The sequence below is a fragment of the Lacicoccus alkaliphilus DSM 16010 genome, from assembly GCF_900142805.1.
In the GTDB taxonomy this organism is placed as follows: Bacteria; Bacillota; Bacilli; order Staphylococcales; family Salinicoccaceae; genus Lacicoccus; species Lacicoccus alkaliphilus.
In genome coordinates this window covers 33,172-49,894 of sequence record NZ_FRCF01000011.1, presented here as the reverse complement: position 1 = coordinate 49,894, position 16,723 = coordinate 33,172, and the positions used below count along the sequence as shown (strand labels likewise).

Sequence of the window (16,723 nt, the reverse complement as noted above, 5' to 3'; positions counted from 1 at the left end):
CGGATGGAATACCACGTCCTGCAAGATCCGTCCGGATATCCGCCGAAAATCCGGATGGAATACCGCTCTTCATTCAGGCTGTCTCATTCCAACTAAAAATCCCGGATGGATTACTCGTTACAAGAGTATCCATCCGGGATTTTAAATAGGATTCAAGATTTTTATTCAAACGTCACGTCATCCAGCCTGACTGCACCGGAAGGATCGACTTCGACACCGTCGAGCGCACTGTTGTTCACGCCGATCATGAAGTTGTTATGGAAGAGGTAGCTCATCGGCACTTCATCGACCAGTATTTCCTGGGCTTCGGTATATGCATCATATCTCACATCTTCGTCCGGCTCGGTGCGTCCCTGATCCAGCAGGTCATCCAGTTCAGGGTTCGAATACCATGTCCTGTTGCCCGAGGCATCGATGCTGTCTGTATGGAACAGTGCATACAGTCCGTAGTCCGCATCACCCGTCACAGTCGTCCAGCCGTGGATGAACATGTCCTGATCACCCGTAGCGAGGATGTCCAGATATGCACCCCACTCGAACTGCTCGATTTCCACATCGATGTTCAGCTCGCCCAGCCTTTCCTGGACGAACAGTGCAATATCCCTGATCTCCTGATCTTCACTGATCCAGATGGTCGTGCTGAAGCCGTCGGCGACATCCGTTTCGGCAAGCAGTTCACGTGCCTGATCGAGGTCGAATGACCGGCCTTCAAGATTTTCATTATAACCCCATACATCAGGCGCCAGCGGTCCTTCCGCAGGTACGCCATTACCGTCATACACACCTTCAATGATTTCTTCCTTGTCGATCGCATGGGCGATTGCCTGACGGACCCTGACATCATCGAAAGGTTCTTTCTCGACATTCATGCCGAGGTAGTTCAGCCTCACCGATTCGTTTTCAACCAGCTCGGTATCCTCACCTTCGGAGACACGTGAGGCATTCGACGAGTCGACATCGGTCGCAATGTTGATGCCGCCCGTTTCAAGTTCTGCCATCCTTGCGCCCGATTCCGGCAGCACACGGAACGTCACCGTTTCGAAGTTCCTGTCCCCGCCCTGATAATCCTCGAATTTGGTCGTGACCACTTCATCCCCTGCAGATCTCGATTCGAGCATGAGGTGGTTCGTGCCATCCGTCTCTGCACTCAGCACTTGGCCGATATGTTCCGAAATCTCATCCATCACTTCCTCAAACTCGTCATCACCTGATTCACGCAGCTCATAATATTCATCAGGCGTCATGTCCACACCCGCTTCGTCCAGGGCAGCCTGATAATCCTCATCGATGAGTTCCTTTGAAATGATGCCCGCCGTGCTGTGGGCAAGGTGGCTCGGCAGCGGTGCAAACGGATATTCCGTATGCAAGTTGACTTCATGGTCATCCACCACTTCGACCTCTTCGATCATTTCAAATAAAAACGTCACAGCTGAGCCGACGGCAGGATCCCGGACCCGGTCAAGCGTCGCTTTCACATCTTCCGCCGTGAAATCGGAGCCGTTATGGAAAGTCGTGCCTTCACGCAATGTCAGCGTCCATACATCATCTTCCGTCGCCTCCCACGCCTCGGCAAGGCCCGGTTCCAGCTCCATCTCCACAGTCTGGAAAATCAAAGGCTCGTAAATGTTCCGCCTCACCTGTGAAGATGCGGAGTCATTCGAGCCGTGCGGATCCAGTGTGACCACATCGTCCGCACTGCCGATGACGATGTCACCAGTGGCCTCCCCGCCGTTTTCTCCGCCTGATTCCTCTGCACTTTCCTCCACCCCGCCATCATCCGTACAGGCCTGTAATACGAAAACCATCGCCAAAATGAATGGCAGGTACAATAATCTCTTCATATGTATCTCCCCCTTTTTTTACATTGTAGACATATGTGGAACGCATATCAATGAATTTCTTAATTTTCTGATTAATGACGTATGCCTGCAACTCAATTTCCCATGTGACTCCCCAGCCGTCTGTAGTATCATAGTAGATGAATGGACACGCAATACCGAATAATTCAAGCAAGGATGATCATTGTGCAAATAATCATGTCCCATGTGAACACTGATTTCGATGCCCTCGCCTCTTTGATTGCGGCGAAGAAGCTCCATCCAGGAGGGAAGGTCGTCATTCCGAATGAACAGACTGCGCCGGTCAGGCAGTTTTTGACGATTTACAGGGACACTTTCGACATGACGGAGGATCATATGGTCGATTGGGGGGAAGTGACGGAGTTGATCCTCGTGGATACCGCTTCACTTTCAAGGCTCGGCAACTATACAAAAAAACTTGATCCCGAACACCTGCAAATCACGGTATACGACCATCATCCGCCGGGAAGCAAAGATGTTTCAGCCGGCCGGAAAATCGTTGAACCAGTCGGCGCGACGGTCACTTTATTGATTGAGGAAATCATCCGGCAGAAGCTCCCCATCACCTCATTCGAAGCGACGCTCTTCGGCCTCGGCATATATACCGACACAGGTTCATTCACGTTTCCGAATACGACGGACAGGGATTTCCAGGCGGCGAGTTTCCTGATGAAAAATGGGATGAACCTTGAGATCATACAGCGGTTTGCAGATTATAAACTCACTCCGGACCAGCAGAATCTCCTAAACCAGCTGTTCCGCAATGCGGAGATCCACTACCGGGACGGCCTGAAGTTCCTTGTCAGCGCCTACCGGATCGACGTCTATCTGAGGGAGCTCTCGACGATAACGGATAAACTGCTCGATATCAGCGGCGCCGACATGGTCCTTACCGTCGTCAAGATGGAAAAGCATGTGCATATCGTCGGCCGGTGCAACTCGAACAGGGTGAACCTCCTGCCGCTCCTTCAAAAATTCGACGGCGGCGGACATCCTCAGGCGGGATCCGCCACGGTCAAAAGAAGTGAACTTGATGCGGTGCTCACACAGGTCAAAAATCATCTCGACCTGATCCTGAAACCCGCCATCACCGCCGAAGACATCATGGCAAGCCCCGTGAAGATGCTGCCGCCGGATACGAAAATAAAGGAAGCCGGCCACCTGATGTACCGTTACGGCCATTCCGGCTATCCCGTCGTGGACGATGATAAGCTGATCGGCATCATCACAAGACGCGACCTCGACAAGGCCAACCACCACGGTCTCGGCCATGCACCGATCAAAGCGTATATGAGCCACAACCCCATGACCGTCAGCCCGGATACGACGATTGAAGAGATGCAGCGGCTCATCATCGATCAGAACATCGGCCGACTGCCCGTCATGGAGGACGGCGAGCCGATTGGCATCGTCACGAGGACGGACATCATAGAAGTGCTGCACAGTCAAAAACTGAGTGAGGACCTCCGGCAGCCCGATATCAAAAACTTGAAGGACGAAATGGAGAAACAGCTTCCCGGGAGCACCTATGCCCTGCTCACGGATATCAGCAGGACGGCGGAGCGCACCGGTTCACGGGTCTACCTCATCGGCGGCATCGTCCGGGACCTCTTCCTGGAGCGTCCGAACGATGATATCGACATCGTCGTCGAAGGACAGGGCATCGACTTTGCCGGCCACCTCCAGGCGGATTACGGCGGCACAGTCAAAATGCATGAGACGTTCGGCACAGCAACATGGATACACCCCTCAGGCCTCTACATTGATGTGACATCCGCCAGGCTCGAATACTATGACCGGCCGGCGTCCCTCCCGGACGTTGAACTGTCCACCCTGAGCGAAGACCTGTACCGCCGGGACTTCACCATCAATTCGATGGCGCTGTGCCTGAACCCTGAAGTCTTCGGCGACCTCGTGGATCCTTTCAACGGCCAGGCCGACCTCAGGAGCAAGACGATCAAAGTGCTGCATAACTTGAGTTTCATCGACGACCCGACGCGGATTTTAAGGGCCGTCCGCTTTGAAACACGCTTCGACTTTCTGATGGACAAGCAGACGGAGAGCCTGGCGCTCAATTCGATGGCGAGGATGAAGGATCTCTCGGCACACCGCATCGTCGAAGAGATGAAGCGGCTGTTCAAGGATGAAAATCCGCCCGGGACGATCAAACGGCTGTTCAAACTCAGGTTCTGGCAGCAGTTCGGTGTGGATGACGGGAATGCGGAACAGAGTTATATACACGCCGGCCAGCTGAAGACGTTCTATGAAATCCACAAGCCGCCTGCCGGACGGAAAGCACGCTGGTTCAACTATTTCGCAATCCCCTTCTTCACCAGCAGGAAGATGCATCTGATGCACCAGTTTTCATTGACCAAAAGGAACCACAAATTCCTCCAGGACCTCCGGAGCCTCTCCGATATCCAGGGTGTCGAGCAGGTCAGGCAGCCCGGGGCGTTCCACCGTTTCCTGAAGCACTACGACGATGAAGCGATCATCTTCATGATCGCGAAGGAGAACATGGAAAATGAAGACGTCATCACCACCTATCTGAAAAGACGTGTGGATATGCCCGTCTTCCTGACCGGGGAGGATCTGATACAGGAAGGTATGAAACCCGGGCCCCACTTCAGGGGGATCCTGCTCGACCTTGAAGTCTCGGTATTGAACGGTGAAATCAACAGCACGGATGAAGCCCTGGACTGGCTTCATGAACATCATATCCAACAGGATTAAAAAAGCAGGGGATGAATGAAAATCATCCCTTGCTTTTTTCGTGATAAGACTTTAGTATACGGATTTGATTGTTTATAAATGACTCTATGGAAGTGGGGTATGCCCTATGGATTTTGCCATGCCGACGCTGCTTGTCGTCGCAATCTTCATCAGTCTCGGAATACTCAGCCAGTGGGTGGCACGGCTGATGAAGTTTCCGGCGATCGTCATCATGTCCATCGTCGGACTGTTGATCGGCCCGATATTCGGGTGGACCAACCCGGAAACACTGCTCGGCAGTGAATTATTCGGCACAGTGATCTCCCTCGCTGTCGCAATCATTTTATTCGAAGGCAGCAGCAACCTGAACGCCCGGGAGCTGAGGGGCATATCCATCGCGATGCGCCGCATCCTCACGCTGAATGCGCTCATCGGCTGGGCACTCGGTACACTCGCGATGTACTACATCATCGGTTTCCCGCTGTCCATCTCACTCGTCCTCGCCGGGCTCTTCATCGTCACGGGCCCGACGGTGATCCAGCCGCTGCTCAAGCAGGCCAAAGTGAAACGTTCGGTCGATTCGATACTCAGGTGGGAAAGCATCATACTCGACCCCGTCGGTCCGATGTTCGCCCTGCTTGCATTCTACATCTTCCAATTTGCGGCTGACGGTTTCCAGATGACACTCGTCATGGATTACATCATCGGCTTTTCAGCTGCAGCCGCACTCGGCTACGGCGGTGCCGTGCTGTTCAGGGTGCTGCTCATGACGGATATCCTGCCGCAGAACCTGATGACGCCGATGCAGTTCGTCTTCATCATTTTGATATTCAGCATCAGCGATGCCATACTGCATGAATCCGGACTGCTTGCGATCACGATATTCGGCTTCGTCATGGCCCAGCTCAAAAACCAGAACCTCCTCTTCAAGGAGTCGGATCATTTCATCGATGACCTGTCGCTCATCAGCGTATCGACGGTGTTCATACTGATCACGTCCTCACTGACGATGGAGATGCTGCAGATCGTCATCTCATGGGAGGTGCTTTTATTCTGCCTGGTCATGATACTCATCGTCCGCCCGGCTTCCGTACTGCTGTCGACGGTGAACACAGAGCTGTCGGTGCAGGAAAGGCTGTTCGTCAGCGGCGTCGCCCCGCGCGGCATCGTCGCCCTGACCGTAGCGGGATTCTTCGGCGGACTGTTCAGCGAAATGAATACGCCCATGGCGGAAATGATCGTGCCGGTGACATTTGCACTCGTCTTCATCACGGTCGTCGTGTACGGCTTCAGCTTCAAGCCGCTCGCCAAAGCACTGGACCTCTCCAGCCGTAAACCGCCGGGCGTAATCCTCCTCGGCGGGAACCTGCTGTCGATCAAGCTCGCCCGCAAGCTGCAGTCACATAACATCCCCGTCGCGATCTCCGACGTGCTGGCCAGCAGGAAATATGATGTGGAGGCATACGGCATCGAAAAGATATCCGGCAGCATACTTGCAGAATCCGAGCGCATGTTCCAGGACATGACCCGCTTCGACCAGTGCCTGCTTCTGACACGTTCATTCACTTTCAACAACCTCGCCTTCAATGTGCTGAGCGAGGAGTTCGGTGTCAAAAACGTGAATGTCGTTGCGCCGCCGAAAGACCTTCCGCATACGACGATCGAGGACTGGGAGCGCAACCACATTCTGTGCGATGAGGATCTGACTTATCGTGTGCTGAACAGGTATATCCAGGAGAATGACATCATTGAAGTCCCGTCCGCAGAACGCCAAAACCTGGATGACGATGATGTCATCCTCTACCACATCAGCAAAGAAAAGAAAGTCACCTTCAAATCACTGACATCAAAAATGAAAAACTCCAATGGCAGTGTCCTTGGCGTGCTGAAGGGCGCAAGGCAGTATATCAAATAAACACCTAATCAAAAACCGCCCGGAACAATTGTGTTCCGGGCGGTTTCCTCATTTATATATTCCCCTGTTCCTGCTCCCTCTTCAGTTTCTCCGGTGTCACGTCATTGCCGAGCGGGTCGATGACGGTGAGGCCCGAGAAGGAATCCAGCACCTGGCCTCTGATCTGTTTCAGGTAGTCTTCACGCAAAACCTTCTGCTCTTCTTTCTGTTCTTCGGTCAAGCCGACCGTCTTCTGTATCCTTGCCAGTTCGTTGATCCTGTCCAATCCTTGTATCATTTCATTTCCTCATTTCATTTAAAATTTAAAAAGCTGTATTTTGGTTCAATGTGTGCCGGGAATTTATGAACGACGTATTCGCCCAGTTCCTGGATGACCTCTTCAGCCGGACGGCTGTTCTGCTTCAGCGCGATCATCACATGGTTCACGCCCGCTTCCTGATACGCGTTCAGGTAATCGATCAGAAAATGGCGTCCCGCGCGGAAGCCGACCGGGAGCGGTTTTGCCGTCTCCCCCGGCCGCTCGGAGAGGTCGATGGCAAGCGGCATCGCAAACGGCTTGAACGTTTCCGCCGCCGCGCGCCACTGATTGATGAGTTTCTTCTGGCTGCCGAGATCCTGTGGGTAGAACAGCCAGCCGTCTGTGTTACCGGCGAGCCATTCCAGCGTCTGCCCCCCGTATCCCGTGCCGAAGACCGGGATATCCGACATTTCAGGCTTCGGGACGACATCACCTTCCGTGAGGTGCACGCGTTCCGTCTGAATCTTCGGGAACTCCTCACGCCATAACTGCTTCATCACTTCGATGGATTCCCGGAACAGCGCACCTTTGTCTTCAGGATCCGTCCTGAAGGCCGGGAATTCGATCGGCCGGTCACCGCTCGCTGCACCGAATAAAAGCCGCCCGCCCGACAATTTCTCCAGTGTCGCTGCGGACTTCGCCGTATGCAGCGGATTCCGGAGCGTCGTCACGATGCTGCCGGTGCCGAGCGCGATGTCCTCCGTGTGCGCGGCGACGTAGCTTAAGAACATCCACGGGTCATACAGTCCGCCAACATCACCGAAGTCCGGGTCATAAAGCGGTGCATCCCTCACAAACAGTGATGCGAAACCGTAATCCTCCGCCATCTTGGCAAGCCGCATCTGTTCCGCCGGCTCCATCTCCGGGAAACTCCCCGTATAGGATTCCAGCGGGAACATCAGGCCGAGCGACATTTTATTTTCTTTGAAAGTCCTTTTGAATCCTTTATGGTTTTCGAACCGGTTCATATTTCCACCTGATTTCATTTGAATTAAACGACCATCTTCTCATTGATCCAGCTCTGCAGTTCCGCCGTATTGCCGGCGAAGCGCTCCGACTGGATCTCTTCGGTGAGTGAGGCAATGGTTTCCCTCTTCAACACACTTTTCCATGATGCTTCCGCTTCCTCCATCAGTTCACCGAGGATGCAGCATCTATCCCTCTTCTCAAGCTCAAGCATACCGTCCAATATGCCGCTTGAACTGTAGAGCGACTGCTGCCCCTCGACCGCGACATATATATCGTAGACCCTGATGTCCTCCGGGTCTTTATTGAGCTTGAAACCGCCCTTCACTCCGGTGACGGATTTGATGATATCCGCGCTGACCAGTTTCCTGAGCAGTTTCTGCATATATGTCGGCGAAGCACCGAGCTGTTCGCTGATGACCTCGCTGTCGAGCACTGCACGCTCCGGCAGCATATTGAGCAGAAGCACCGCATATACCGACTGTTCGACACCCGTCTTCATCTGCATGACACTCACCGCATTCCCCAAAATTTTTATAATATGGATAACACTTATCCACAATAGTTATTATAATAACAGGATGTGGATTTCCCATCAATTTTTATGCCTGAAAAATAAAAACACCAAAGCCCGTAACGGCTTCAGTGTTCCTTATACTATGCCTCCTGCATTGCTTTCCCACGGACAAGCAGCATGAATATGACAAGTGCGGAGGTGCTGCAGATGGCAATGACTACTGCGAGCGGCCAAGCAGCCTCCTCCCCTGCAAGTCCGACCAGCGGGGAGACGACGGCCCCGCCGATGAACGGCAGCAGCCCGAGAAATGCCGACGCGCTGCCGGCGGACTTCTTCTGGTTCTTCAGCCCGAGTGAGAACGCCGTCGGCGAGACGAAGCCGACACTTGAGACCACCATGAATAGCGCGGTGACGATGAAAATGAGCGGCAGCCCAAGTGCGACGACGAAGGCAAGCAGTATGCTGCCGGCAAGCGACAGCAGCACACCGGCCATCATGATCTTCGTCTCCTCCACTTTTCCGGCGATCCTGCCAGACACTTGGGCCGCGATGATGATGCCGAGGCCGTTCAAGGCGAATATGAGTGAGAACTGCTGCGGCGAGACATCGTAAATGTTCTGCAGGACGAACGGCGAGCCAGCGATATATGCAAACATCGCCGACATGATGAGGCTCTGGGTGAACGAGATGCCGAGGAACACTTTATCCTTAACCAGATCCCCGAAAGTCTTCACGACCGCAAAAATCGTCCCTTCCGACCTCTGATCCACCGGGTGCGTCTCATTGAAGAAGAAGATCACGGATAAGATGAGCAGCACGCCGATCCCGGCGATGATCAGGAAGACGATCGGCCACGAGCCGAAGTTCAATACGAATCCTCCTGAAATCGGTGCGAGTATCGGCGCCGCCCCGCTGACGAGCGCAAGGAGTGCGAATGCCTTCGTCAAGTTTTTGCCCGAATAGATGTCCCGGGCCGCGGCGCGTGCAATGACGATGCCGGCAGCACCCGTGAACCCCTGGGCAAAGCGGAGTGCGATGAAGAGTCCGATGCTTGTGGTGAAAGCGAGCGCAGCTGATGCGGCGGCGTAGATCAACAGGCTCACCACAAGCGGTCTTTTGCGGCCTTTGATGTCGCTGAGCGGGCCGAACATCAGCTGACCCGCGGCAAGGCCGATAAGACATGTCGTCAGGCTCAGCTGTACGAGGGATGCGCGCGTTTCCAGATCCTCTGCGACGATCGGCAGCGCGGGCAGATACATATCCATCGATATCGGCCCGATCGCCGTGAGAGCGCCGAGCAGTATGACGATCCAATATTTATTTTCATTGTCCTTATTGATATGTGCAGTCATGACAACTTCCTCTTCAATGCGTATTTTATTTCCAGAATAAAGAAAAGTATAGCACTCCCCCGTCCCGCTTGCCATCTCCCTTTTCGGAATGATTACAAGCGGAGGAAAGAGGATAATGATAAGTAACTTAAGAAAAGGGTGATGCATGATGAAAGATGCCAAAGAAACCGAAATCATACAAATCGAGGTCGAAGATGACGGGCGCATCCCGAACCACTGGAAGCTGCCGCTGCTCATCTACAAAGCGGCCCTGGAGCCCAATGATGACGCCGTGGAAATACTGAATGCGAACGGCTGGTCCGGTGAATGGCTCGGATCCGTCCACCCGTTCCACCACTACCACAGCAACACGCATGAAGTGCTCGTCGTGGATGCCGGCACCGCGACCCTGCAGCTCGGCGGCGAGCTCGGGGAAAAGGTGGACGCGGAACCCGGGGACGTCATCATACTGCCGGCAGGATACGGCCATAAGATGATCGAGGCGAGCGACGACTACCGGAACTACGGCGCCTACCCCGGCGGCAAAACATTCGACATGTGCTACGGCGAGTCGGATGAGCGCCCTGAAGTCCTCGATAACATCAAGGACGTGCCCATGCCGGATGCCGATCCCGTATACGGCGAAGACGGCCCGCTCTTCAACTACTGGAATGATTGATACAGACTGTTTAAATATCCAATATGTTCAAATTAACAGAGGATTCATCATGCAGCCACGGTGAATCCTCTTCTTCCCTTGAAACGCACACCGCCCGATCATGATGGCAGCTGAGTGGCATAAGGATGCCGTCGCGCCCCCCGCCTGTCCGGCTTTCAAAAAGAAGTACATCCTCTTTAAATCTGGAAATGACTTGTTTTTTAAAATGCATTTACAATTTTTAGAATATTCGATATGATTGGCTTTAAATCATCAATGAGGGGGAAGTATATTGAACGCTATCTTAGTTGCCGTCATCGGCCTCGCGGTCTTCGCATTCGGATACCGCTATTACTCAAAATTCATCGCAGAAAAGATTTACAGGCTCGACCCCGATTTCATCACACCGGCCCACCGTTATAAGGATGGCGTCGATTTCGTCCCGACGAACAAGTTCGTCCTCTGGGGCCACCATTTCACTTCGGTCGCAGGCGCCGCACCGATACTCGGCCCGGCAATCGCCGTCTACTGGGGCTGGCTGCCGGCATTCCTGTGGGTCATCTTAGGGACCGTATTCGCCGCAGGCGTCCATGACTTCGGTACACTGGCGATGTCCGTGCGGAATAAAGGCCAGTCCATCGGGACCATCGCCGAGAAATTCATCGGCAGACGCGGGAAGATCCTTTTCCTGTTCATCATCCTGACGCTCGTGCTGATGGTCAACGCAGTGTTTGCATGGGTGATCGCCAATCTTTTCATTACATATCCTGCAAGCGTACTGCCGGTCTTCATCCAGATACCTCTGGCAATCTGGATCGGGTATGCGGCTTACAAACGCAACATCAAAATGCTCATCCCGTCCCTGATCGCCCTGGCGGTCATGTACGCGACCGCAGTGCTCACAGCCGAAGTCACCTGGCTGCAGATCGACCTGGTTTCATACATGGGCGGTGAAGGCGGAGAGGGTCTCTTCGGCCTCGGCGCGGTGTCCACCGCATTCATGATCTGGATCGGCATCCTGCTCGTCTATGTCTATATCGCTTCGACGCTGCCTGTATGGAAACTACTGCAGCCGAGGGATTTCATCAACTCCCATCAGCTGTCCGTCGGCCTGATCATCCTGTATGCAGGATTGCTGTTCACGAACCCGACGATCAACGCGCCGGCGACCAATGCCGATGCGGATGTTTCATGGCTGCCGCTTTTATTCATCACGATTGCGTGCGGTGCCATTTCCGGTTTCCACGGACTCGTTTCATCCGGCACCACCTCGAAGCAGCTGAACCTTGAGACGGATGCACGGTTCGTCGGTTATTTCGGCGCTGTCGGCGAAGGTGTGCTCGCACTGATTTCAATCATTGCGGTGGTGACGCTGTTCAGCAGTACCGCCGACTTCTCGGCCGTCTACTCAAGCTTTGATGCAGCGAACGCCGGCGGTCTCGGAAACTTCGTCGAAGGTGCGGCGATCCTCGCCGGCGGCCTTGGCATCCCGCCCCATGTGGCAACGACGATCATCTCCATCATCGTCGTGAGCTTCGCGGCGACCACACTCGATACTGCAGTGCGTCTGATGCGGTACATCATTGCAGAAATCGGTACGGAATATCAGGTGCCGTCTTTGACGAAGAAACATGTCGCGACATCCGTCGCCGTATTGTCCACTGCGGCACTGGTGCTCATACCGGAAGGGCCGAGCGGTTTCGGTTCCGGCGGTTACGTGATCTGGCCGCTGTTCGGCACATCCAACCAGCTGCTTGCAGGCATCAGTCTGCTGCTGATTTCAGTCTGGCTGAAACGTAAAGGCATCAACTATCTGGTCACATTGATCCCGATGATATTCCTGATGTTCATGACTTTGTATGCCATGTTCACCCAGGTGTTCTTCCAATGGGCATGGTACGGCAGCAACTCCAACATGCTGCTGTTCGTCCTCGGCGCCATCATATTCGTCTTTGCCATCTGGATCGTCATTACAGCCATCCAGGCGCTGAGCGGCAAGTTCGATGATGAACTGGAGAAGCACAGGGATTAAACTTTTGAAGGAAGGTGATGGAATGCTGGATAAAGTGAAAAAGCTCATCAAATATTATGAGGAAGTGCTGGAGATGCCCCACAGGACGGAAGTGGCACGCGAGCTCCGGGATGAGGACGACCTCTTCCTGCTCCTCCTCTACTCCGAAATGATCGGCATCCCGAATCCGGTCTACTATTATACACTCGAGCTGTATCCGCATATCATCGAAGATTTCCATGACTGGCATCTCAGGATGGGCATGGACAAATCACCACTGACGGGCATCCGTTGCTGTTGATCATAATGAAGGAGGATCCCGTATGAATGCAACTGCCAACAAAATAATATTCGTCGGAGGCAAAGGCGGTGTGGGCAAATCCACGTCCGCCGCCGCCATCGCATGGAAGCTTGCCAGGGAAAATAAAAAGACGCTGCTGATTTCAACCGACCCCGCGCACAATCTCGGAGACATCTTCTCGATGAAGATCGGCGGGGAAACGCAGAAGATCACAGATTACCTGCACGCACTTGAAATCGATCCCGAGCGTGAGACGACGAAGTACATCAATCAGGTGAAGGAGAACATCCGGGGGACGGTGCAGTCCAGCATGATCGAAGAAGTCGACCGCCAGCTCGACACCGCCAAGGCATCACCCGGCGCGGATGAGTCGGCACTGTTCGATAAGCTCATCTCCATCATCCTCGAAGAAGCGCAGGACTATGACCATCTCGTCTTCGATACGGCGCCGACCGGACATACGATCAGACTGCTGACACTGCCAGAACTGATGGGCGTCTGGATCGAGGGACTGCTGAAGAAACGCAGGAAGACGAACGAGAACTACACCCAGCTCCTGAACGACGGCGAACCGATCGAAGATCCAATCTACGAGGTCCTCCTCGAACGGCAGAACCGGTTTTCCGAGGCACGCAAAATCATGCTCGAATCGGATAAGACGGGATTCATCTTCGTCCTGAACCCCGAGAGGCTGCCGATCCTCGAGACGAAGAAGGCGATAGCCCTGCTCGATCAGTACCACCTCCATGTGAAGACCGTCATCGTCAATAAAGTCCTGCCGGAGGAAGCGGACGGAGCTTTCCTTGCACAGCGGCGGGAACATGAGAAGCGGTATATGCAGGAGATAGAGGACACTTTCCCAGAACAGAGGAAAATCTTCGTCCCCCTGCTGCCGCATGACATTACGACGCTGGATGAACTGGATGCATTCAGTGAAAACTATGTATTTGATTGAACCCCCGGGCTGGTCAATGACCAGCCCGGGATTTTTGTGTACTTACAGGATGGGAGTTGTCATCGTGTTGTGCATGTGCAGTGCTTTTTCAGCGCCAGGTGCACACTCACACCCGCACCATCCCCATCCAGCATCTCCACACACAAAAAAAAGACCGGGACTTCTGTCCCGGCCTCTGATCTCCACCCCCATCATGCGAGCGACTGCAGTATTTCCTTGATCTGCCGCCTCGCCCTCGCGCCTTCCCGTATCGGGTACTGCGGGAAGACGTGGTTCATCATCGGATATTCATAGTATTCATACGGCGCCCCGGCCGCTTCGAGCTTCGCCGCGAACTCCCTCGAGTCCGGCAGGCAGATTTCCCGCTCGCCGACGAAGAGGTATATCTTCGGCAGGCCGGTCAGGGGGCCGTTGATCGGAGACACTTTATAGTATGACCGATCGGCATTCCCCGCCCAGAGGCGTCCGATCTTCTTCAAGTGCTCCGGCCGCAGCATCGGATCGTATTTTGCATACTGCTCCATCTCATGGTGCTCAAGTGTGACATCGAGCCACGGTGAAATGATGATGAGCCCCCTCGGCAACGTCATGTTTTCCGTGGCAAGCCACTGGGTGAAGCCGATCGCAAGCCCGCCGCCTGCGGAATCACCCACCAGGATGATTTCTTCTTCCCCTTCATCCAGCAGGTTGCCGTACAGTTCCGAAATCGCATCATAAGCACTTTCATAAGAAAATTCCGGCGTCTTCGGATAGATCGGCACGATGAATTCGAGTCCCGTTTCCTGTACCATCTGATCGATGAAGAGCCAGTGGAACGGTGACGGTTGATGGATGTAGCCGCCGCCGTGGATGTAGAGGACCCGGCGCGTGCTCGTCTTCTTCCCGGGCAGGATCCTGAAAACCTTCATGCCTGCGTCCCAATAGGCTTCCGCCTTCGAGCGCAGCAGGTTCTCCCGGATTTTATGTTCCTTGCGGTTCTCCTTGAAATTCTTCGCGAGCATCTTGGCATCCACCTCTTCGAGGTCGAAGTTGAAGACCTTGATCAAGTCTTCAACGATCTTGCTTTCGATGCTCCTTTCCTCAAACAATGCGGCACGCCCTGCGCGTGCTGTATAAAATAAAGCCCCTGCCCCGGCGATGGCGGCAGCTGTCTTCAAAACACGTTTCATTCAATCATTCCTTTCGATTCCGCATCCCGGGGGATACGATGTTACAGATGAAACCTTCTGCCGAGTTGTGTCATGAGTGTCCGGTTCGCAAAAAGCAAAAGGATGGTGAATACCGTCACCGCGAACACTGCGGCGATGATGCTCGGCCAGAGCACGGTGGCGATGCCGGAGAGGTAGAGCACGAGCGGCAGGAAACCGAGCACGATCATGATCATCAGGAAGCTGAAATAACCGGTCCACTTCAGCCGGACCGTCAGTATGATGATCGAGATCACCAGGATGCCCGCCACTATGAGGAATGGCACCGCATAGTCCACCGACCACTGCATATCTCCCGAGAGGAAATCGATCACGAGCAGCACGAGGGTGAGGCTCACGACCTGTGCGGTGATCTTGCCGCCGATGTGCGAGGCGGAAAGTATCGTGTGGCTCAGCGAGACCAAGACATAAAATACACCGACCGCCACATAAAACACCCATAAAAACTGGGGTATGACGATCAGGTTGATGGCAAAGCAGATGATGACCGCAAGCGTTCCAAGCAGAATGGCAAGACGCGATATGCTGGTCCGCTTCTTCTGCTTTTCCGGATCATAATACGGATACCAGGCGGCTGCCCGCGCATCTTCCGCCACATCCAGCTGCGACCGGCATAAAGGACAGTGCTGATCGTCGGTCGATACATCGCAATTCGGACACCGGTTCATTGCAGCTCACCCCATTCATTCGAATACACCTGGACATCTAGTCCGGTGATCTTCGCAAGTGACCTGAAAAATGCCCGGATGATGTCGTTCTCTTCAATCGACCGGGCGAAAGAGATCGTGAGGTTGCCGTTCAAAGTACCGAAGGCGCAGTTGATCGGGCTTTTCCGGGTCGGGTACAGGATGACTTCCATCCTGTCCACATGGGGCTTGATGGCGTCCGGCATCTGTATGTTGCCGAGGTTCGAGAAGGTCATCGTCTTCGAGCGCTCCCCGTACTGGTTGAAGCCGATCCGCATGATCGGGTACTTCACGAGCACCGGCATGGCCCGGACGAGCCAGCTGCTCTGCAGGGAGACGAAGCGGTTGATGCTCTCCTGCAGTGCCCCTTTATCGGTGTGGCTGATGAGCTGGCCGGTCACTTCCCTGATGATATCGTCGAGATTCATATAACCGTCCACCGGCACCCTGATGTTGGCAACGGAAAAGAAGTTCCTGAGCGTCACCGAAGGGAACTGCCGGCGCAGGCTGATCGGCAGCGCGATGGAGACCGTGCCGTCCGTCATGTCCCGCCGCATCCTCTCCTCATGGATGGCCTCTATCAGCACACTCGTGAGGAACCCGGTCAGTGACGTCCCCTGCTGCTTCGCAAACGCATTCAAGTCTGCGCCGTCCACCACGCCGTGGATGACGTTGATGCCCGGCGGCTCGAAAGCCTCGCCCTTGATCTGATACGCCTTCTCCGCCCGTCGTGCCGGACGTTTCATCACACTGGACGTCGCATGCCTCTCGAAGCTGTCCTCCATCTCCTCGGGGTCCGGTGCATCCTCCGGGTCCAGAATGAGGCCGTCTGTCGCCACATCCTCACCCGACTCCCGCAGATATTGGTAGACCAGGGTTTTCAGGAACTCCATCGCCCCGCCGCCGTCAGTCAGCGAATGGAATATTTCCACCGAAATCCTCTTTTCAAAATAAAGGACCCGTATCAGATAGGCATTGTTCTCCTTCCTGTCTATCGGCGAGCACGGATGATCCGTCTCGGGTTTCACCAGCAGCTGTTCATCATTATGTTCCATGAAGTCCCAGAACAGCCCCTTCCTCACTCTCACGGTGAGCGTCGGGAAGCGCACCGCGACGACATCCAGCGCCGCCTGAAGATGGCCGGGGTCGACCGTCCCCTTCATGATCATGGAGACCCTGAACACCGACGAGTTCGTCGCACTCGATACTGCATGAAAAATCTTTCCGGTATTATCTATCCTGTACCAGCGGTCCATCCGCCCACCTCCTTACATATCCTTTTCCTTAAATTATATCATCCTGACTT

The 16,723-nt window shown here is 54.2% G+C and carries 14 protein-coding genes; 6 read left to right on the top strand and 8 right to left on the bottom strand.

Annotated features, from left to right (window positions below; genetic code table 11):
• Positions 1 to 161: 161 nt before the first annotated feature.
• Positions 162 to 1,841 carry a glutathione ABC transporter substrate-binding protein gene (locus BUA12_RS10655; protein WP_072710596.1) on the bottom strand — a complete coding sequence of 560 codons (1,680 nt, stop codon included), beginning with the start codon at positions 1,839 to 1,841 and terminating at the stop codon, positions 162 to 164.
• Positions 1,842 to 2,024: 183 nt separating this feature from the next.
• Here BUA12_RS10655 and BUA12_RS10650 point away from each other — a divergent pair, with 183 nt between their 5' ends.
• On the top strand, positions 2,025 to 4,592 hold the full coding sequence (locus tag BUA12_RS10650) for a CBS domain-containing protein (protein WP_072710595.1): 2,568 nt from the start codon (positions 2,025 to 2,027) through the stop codon (positions 4,590 to 4,592).
• 106 nt (positions 4,593 to 4,698) lie between these two features.
• On the top strand, positions 4,699 to 6,486 hold the full coding sequence (locus tag BUA12_RS10645; RefSeq protein ID WP_072710594.1) for a cation:proton antiporter: 1,788 nt from the start codon (positions 4,699 to 4,701) through the stop codon (positions 6,484 to 6,486).
• A 52-nt stretch (positions 6,487 to 6,538) separates the two neighbouring features.
• Here BUA12_RS10645 and BUA12_RS10640 read toward each other — a convergent pair whose 3' ends face one another.
• From BUA12_RS10640 to BUA12_RS10625, 4 genes are all read right to left on the bottom strand, one after another.
• On the bottom strand, positions 6,539 to 6,763 hold the full coding sequence (locus BUA12_RS10640; protein ID WP_178138261.1) for a DUF896 domain-containing protein: 225 nt from the start codon (positions 6,761 to 6,763) through the stop codon (positions 6,539 to 6,541).
• Positions 6,764 to 6,777: 14 nt separating this feature from the next.
• Positions 6,778 to 7,752, bottom strand: a complete 975-nt coding sequence (locus BUA12_RS10635; RefSeq protein WP_072710593.1) for an LLM class oxidoreductase — start codon at positions 7,750 to 7,752, stop codon at positions 6,778 to 6,780.
• A 23-nt stretch (positions 7,753 to 7,775) separates the two neighbouring features.
• Positions 7,776 to 8,258 carry an RrF2 family transcriptional regulator gene (locus BUA12_RS10630; protein ID WP_072710628.1) on the bottom strand — a complete coding sequence of 161 codons (483 nt, stop codon included), beginning with the start codon at positions 8,256 to 8,258 and terminating at the stop codon, positions 7,776 to 7,778.
• 149 nt (positions 8,259 to 8,407) lie between these two features.
• The gene (locus tag BUA12_RS10625) at positions 8,408 to 9,619 is read right to left on the bottom strand and encodes a multidrug effflux MFS transporter (protein WP_072710592.1); all 1,212 of its coding nucleotides are present in this window, start codon (positions 9,617 to 9,619) and stop codon (positions 8,408 to 8,410) included.
• 148 nt (positions 9,620 to 9,767) lie between these two features.
• Here BUA12_RS10625 and BUA12_RS10620 point away from each other — a divergent pair, with 148 nt between their 5' ends.
• From BUA12_RS10620 to BUA12_RS10605, 4 genes are all read left to right on the top strand, one after another.
• Entirely contained in the window at positions 9,768 to 10,277 is a 510-nt protein-coding gene (locus tag BUA12_RS10620; protein WP_072710591.1) for a cupin domain-containing protein, read from the top strand.
• Between the two features lie 271 nt (positions 10,278 to 10,548).
• Positions 10,549 to 12,288, top strand: a complete 1,740-nt coding sequence (locus tag BUA12_RS10615; RefSeq protein WP_072710590.1) for a carbon starvation CstA family protein — start codon at positions 10,549 to 10,551, stop codon at positions 12,286 to 12,288.
• 22 nt (positions 12,289 to 12,310) lie between these two features.
• Positions 12,311 to 12,568 carry a cory-CC-star protein gene (locus BUA12_RS10610; protein ID WP_072710589.1) on the top strand — a complete coding sequence of 86 codons (258 nt, stop codon included), beginning with the start codon at positions 12,311 to 12,313 and terminating at the stop codon, positions 12,566 to 12,568.
• 22 nt (positions 12,569 to 12,590) lie between these two features.
• Positions 12,591 to 13,523 carry an ArsA family ATPase gene (locus BUA12_RS10605; RefSeq protein ID WP_072710588.1) on the top strand — a complete coding sequence of 311 codons (933 nt, stop codon included), beginning with the start codon at positions 12,591 to 12,593 and terminating at the stop codon, positions 13,521 to 13,523.
• 191 nt (positions 13,524 to 13,714) lie between these two features.
• Here the strand turns inward: BUA12_RS10605 and BUA12_RS10600 are convergent, their stop codons facing one another.
• From BUA12_RS10600 to BUA12_RS10590, 3 genes are read right to left on the bottom strand one after another with little or no spacing between them, the layout of a single operon-like run.
• Positions 13,715 to 14,692: an alpha/beta hydrolase gene (locus tag BUA12_RS10600; RefSeq protein WP_072710587.1), complete on the bottom strand. Its 978-nt coding sequence runs from the start codon at positions 14,690 to 14,692 to the stop codon at positions 13,715 to 13,717.
• A 41-nt stretch (positions 14,693 to 14,733) separates the two neighbouring features.
• Positions 14,734 to 15,399, bottom strand: coding sequence for a DUF6320 domain-containing protein (locus tag BUA12_RS10595; RefSeq protein WP_072710586.1), 666 nt, complete (start codon positions 15,397 to 15,399; stop codon positions 14,734 to 14,736).
• Positions 15,396 to 16,673, bottom strand: coding sequence for an alcohol acetyltransferase (locus BUA12_RS10590; protein WP_072710585.1), 1,278 nt, complete (start codon positions 16,671 to 16,673; stop codon positions 15,396 to 15,398). The genes BUA12_RS10595 and BUA12_RS10590 overlap by 4 nt, the downstream gene beginning before the upstream one ends.
• Positions 16,674 to 16,723: the final 50 nt, after the last annotated feature.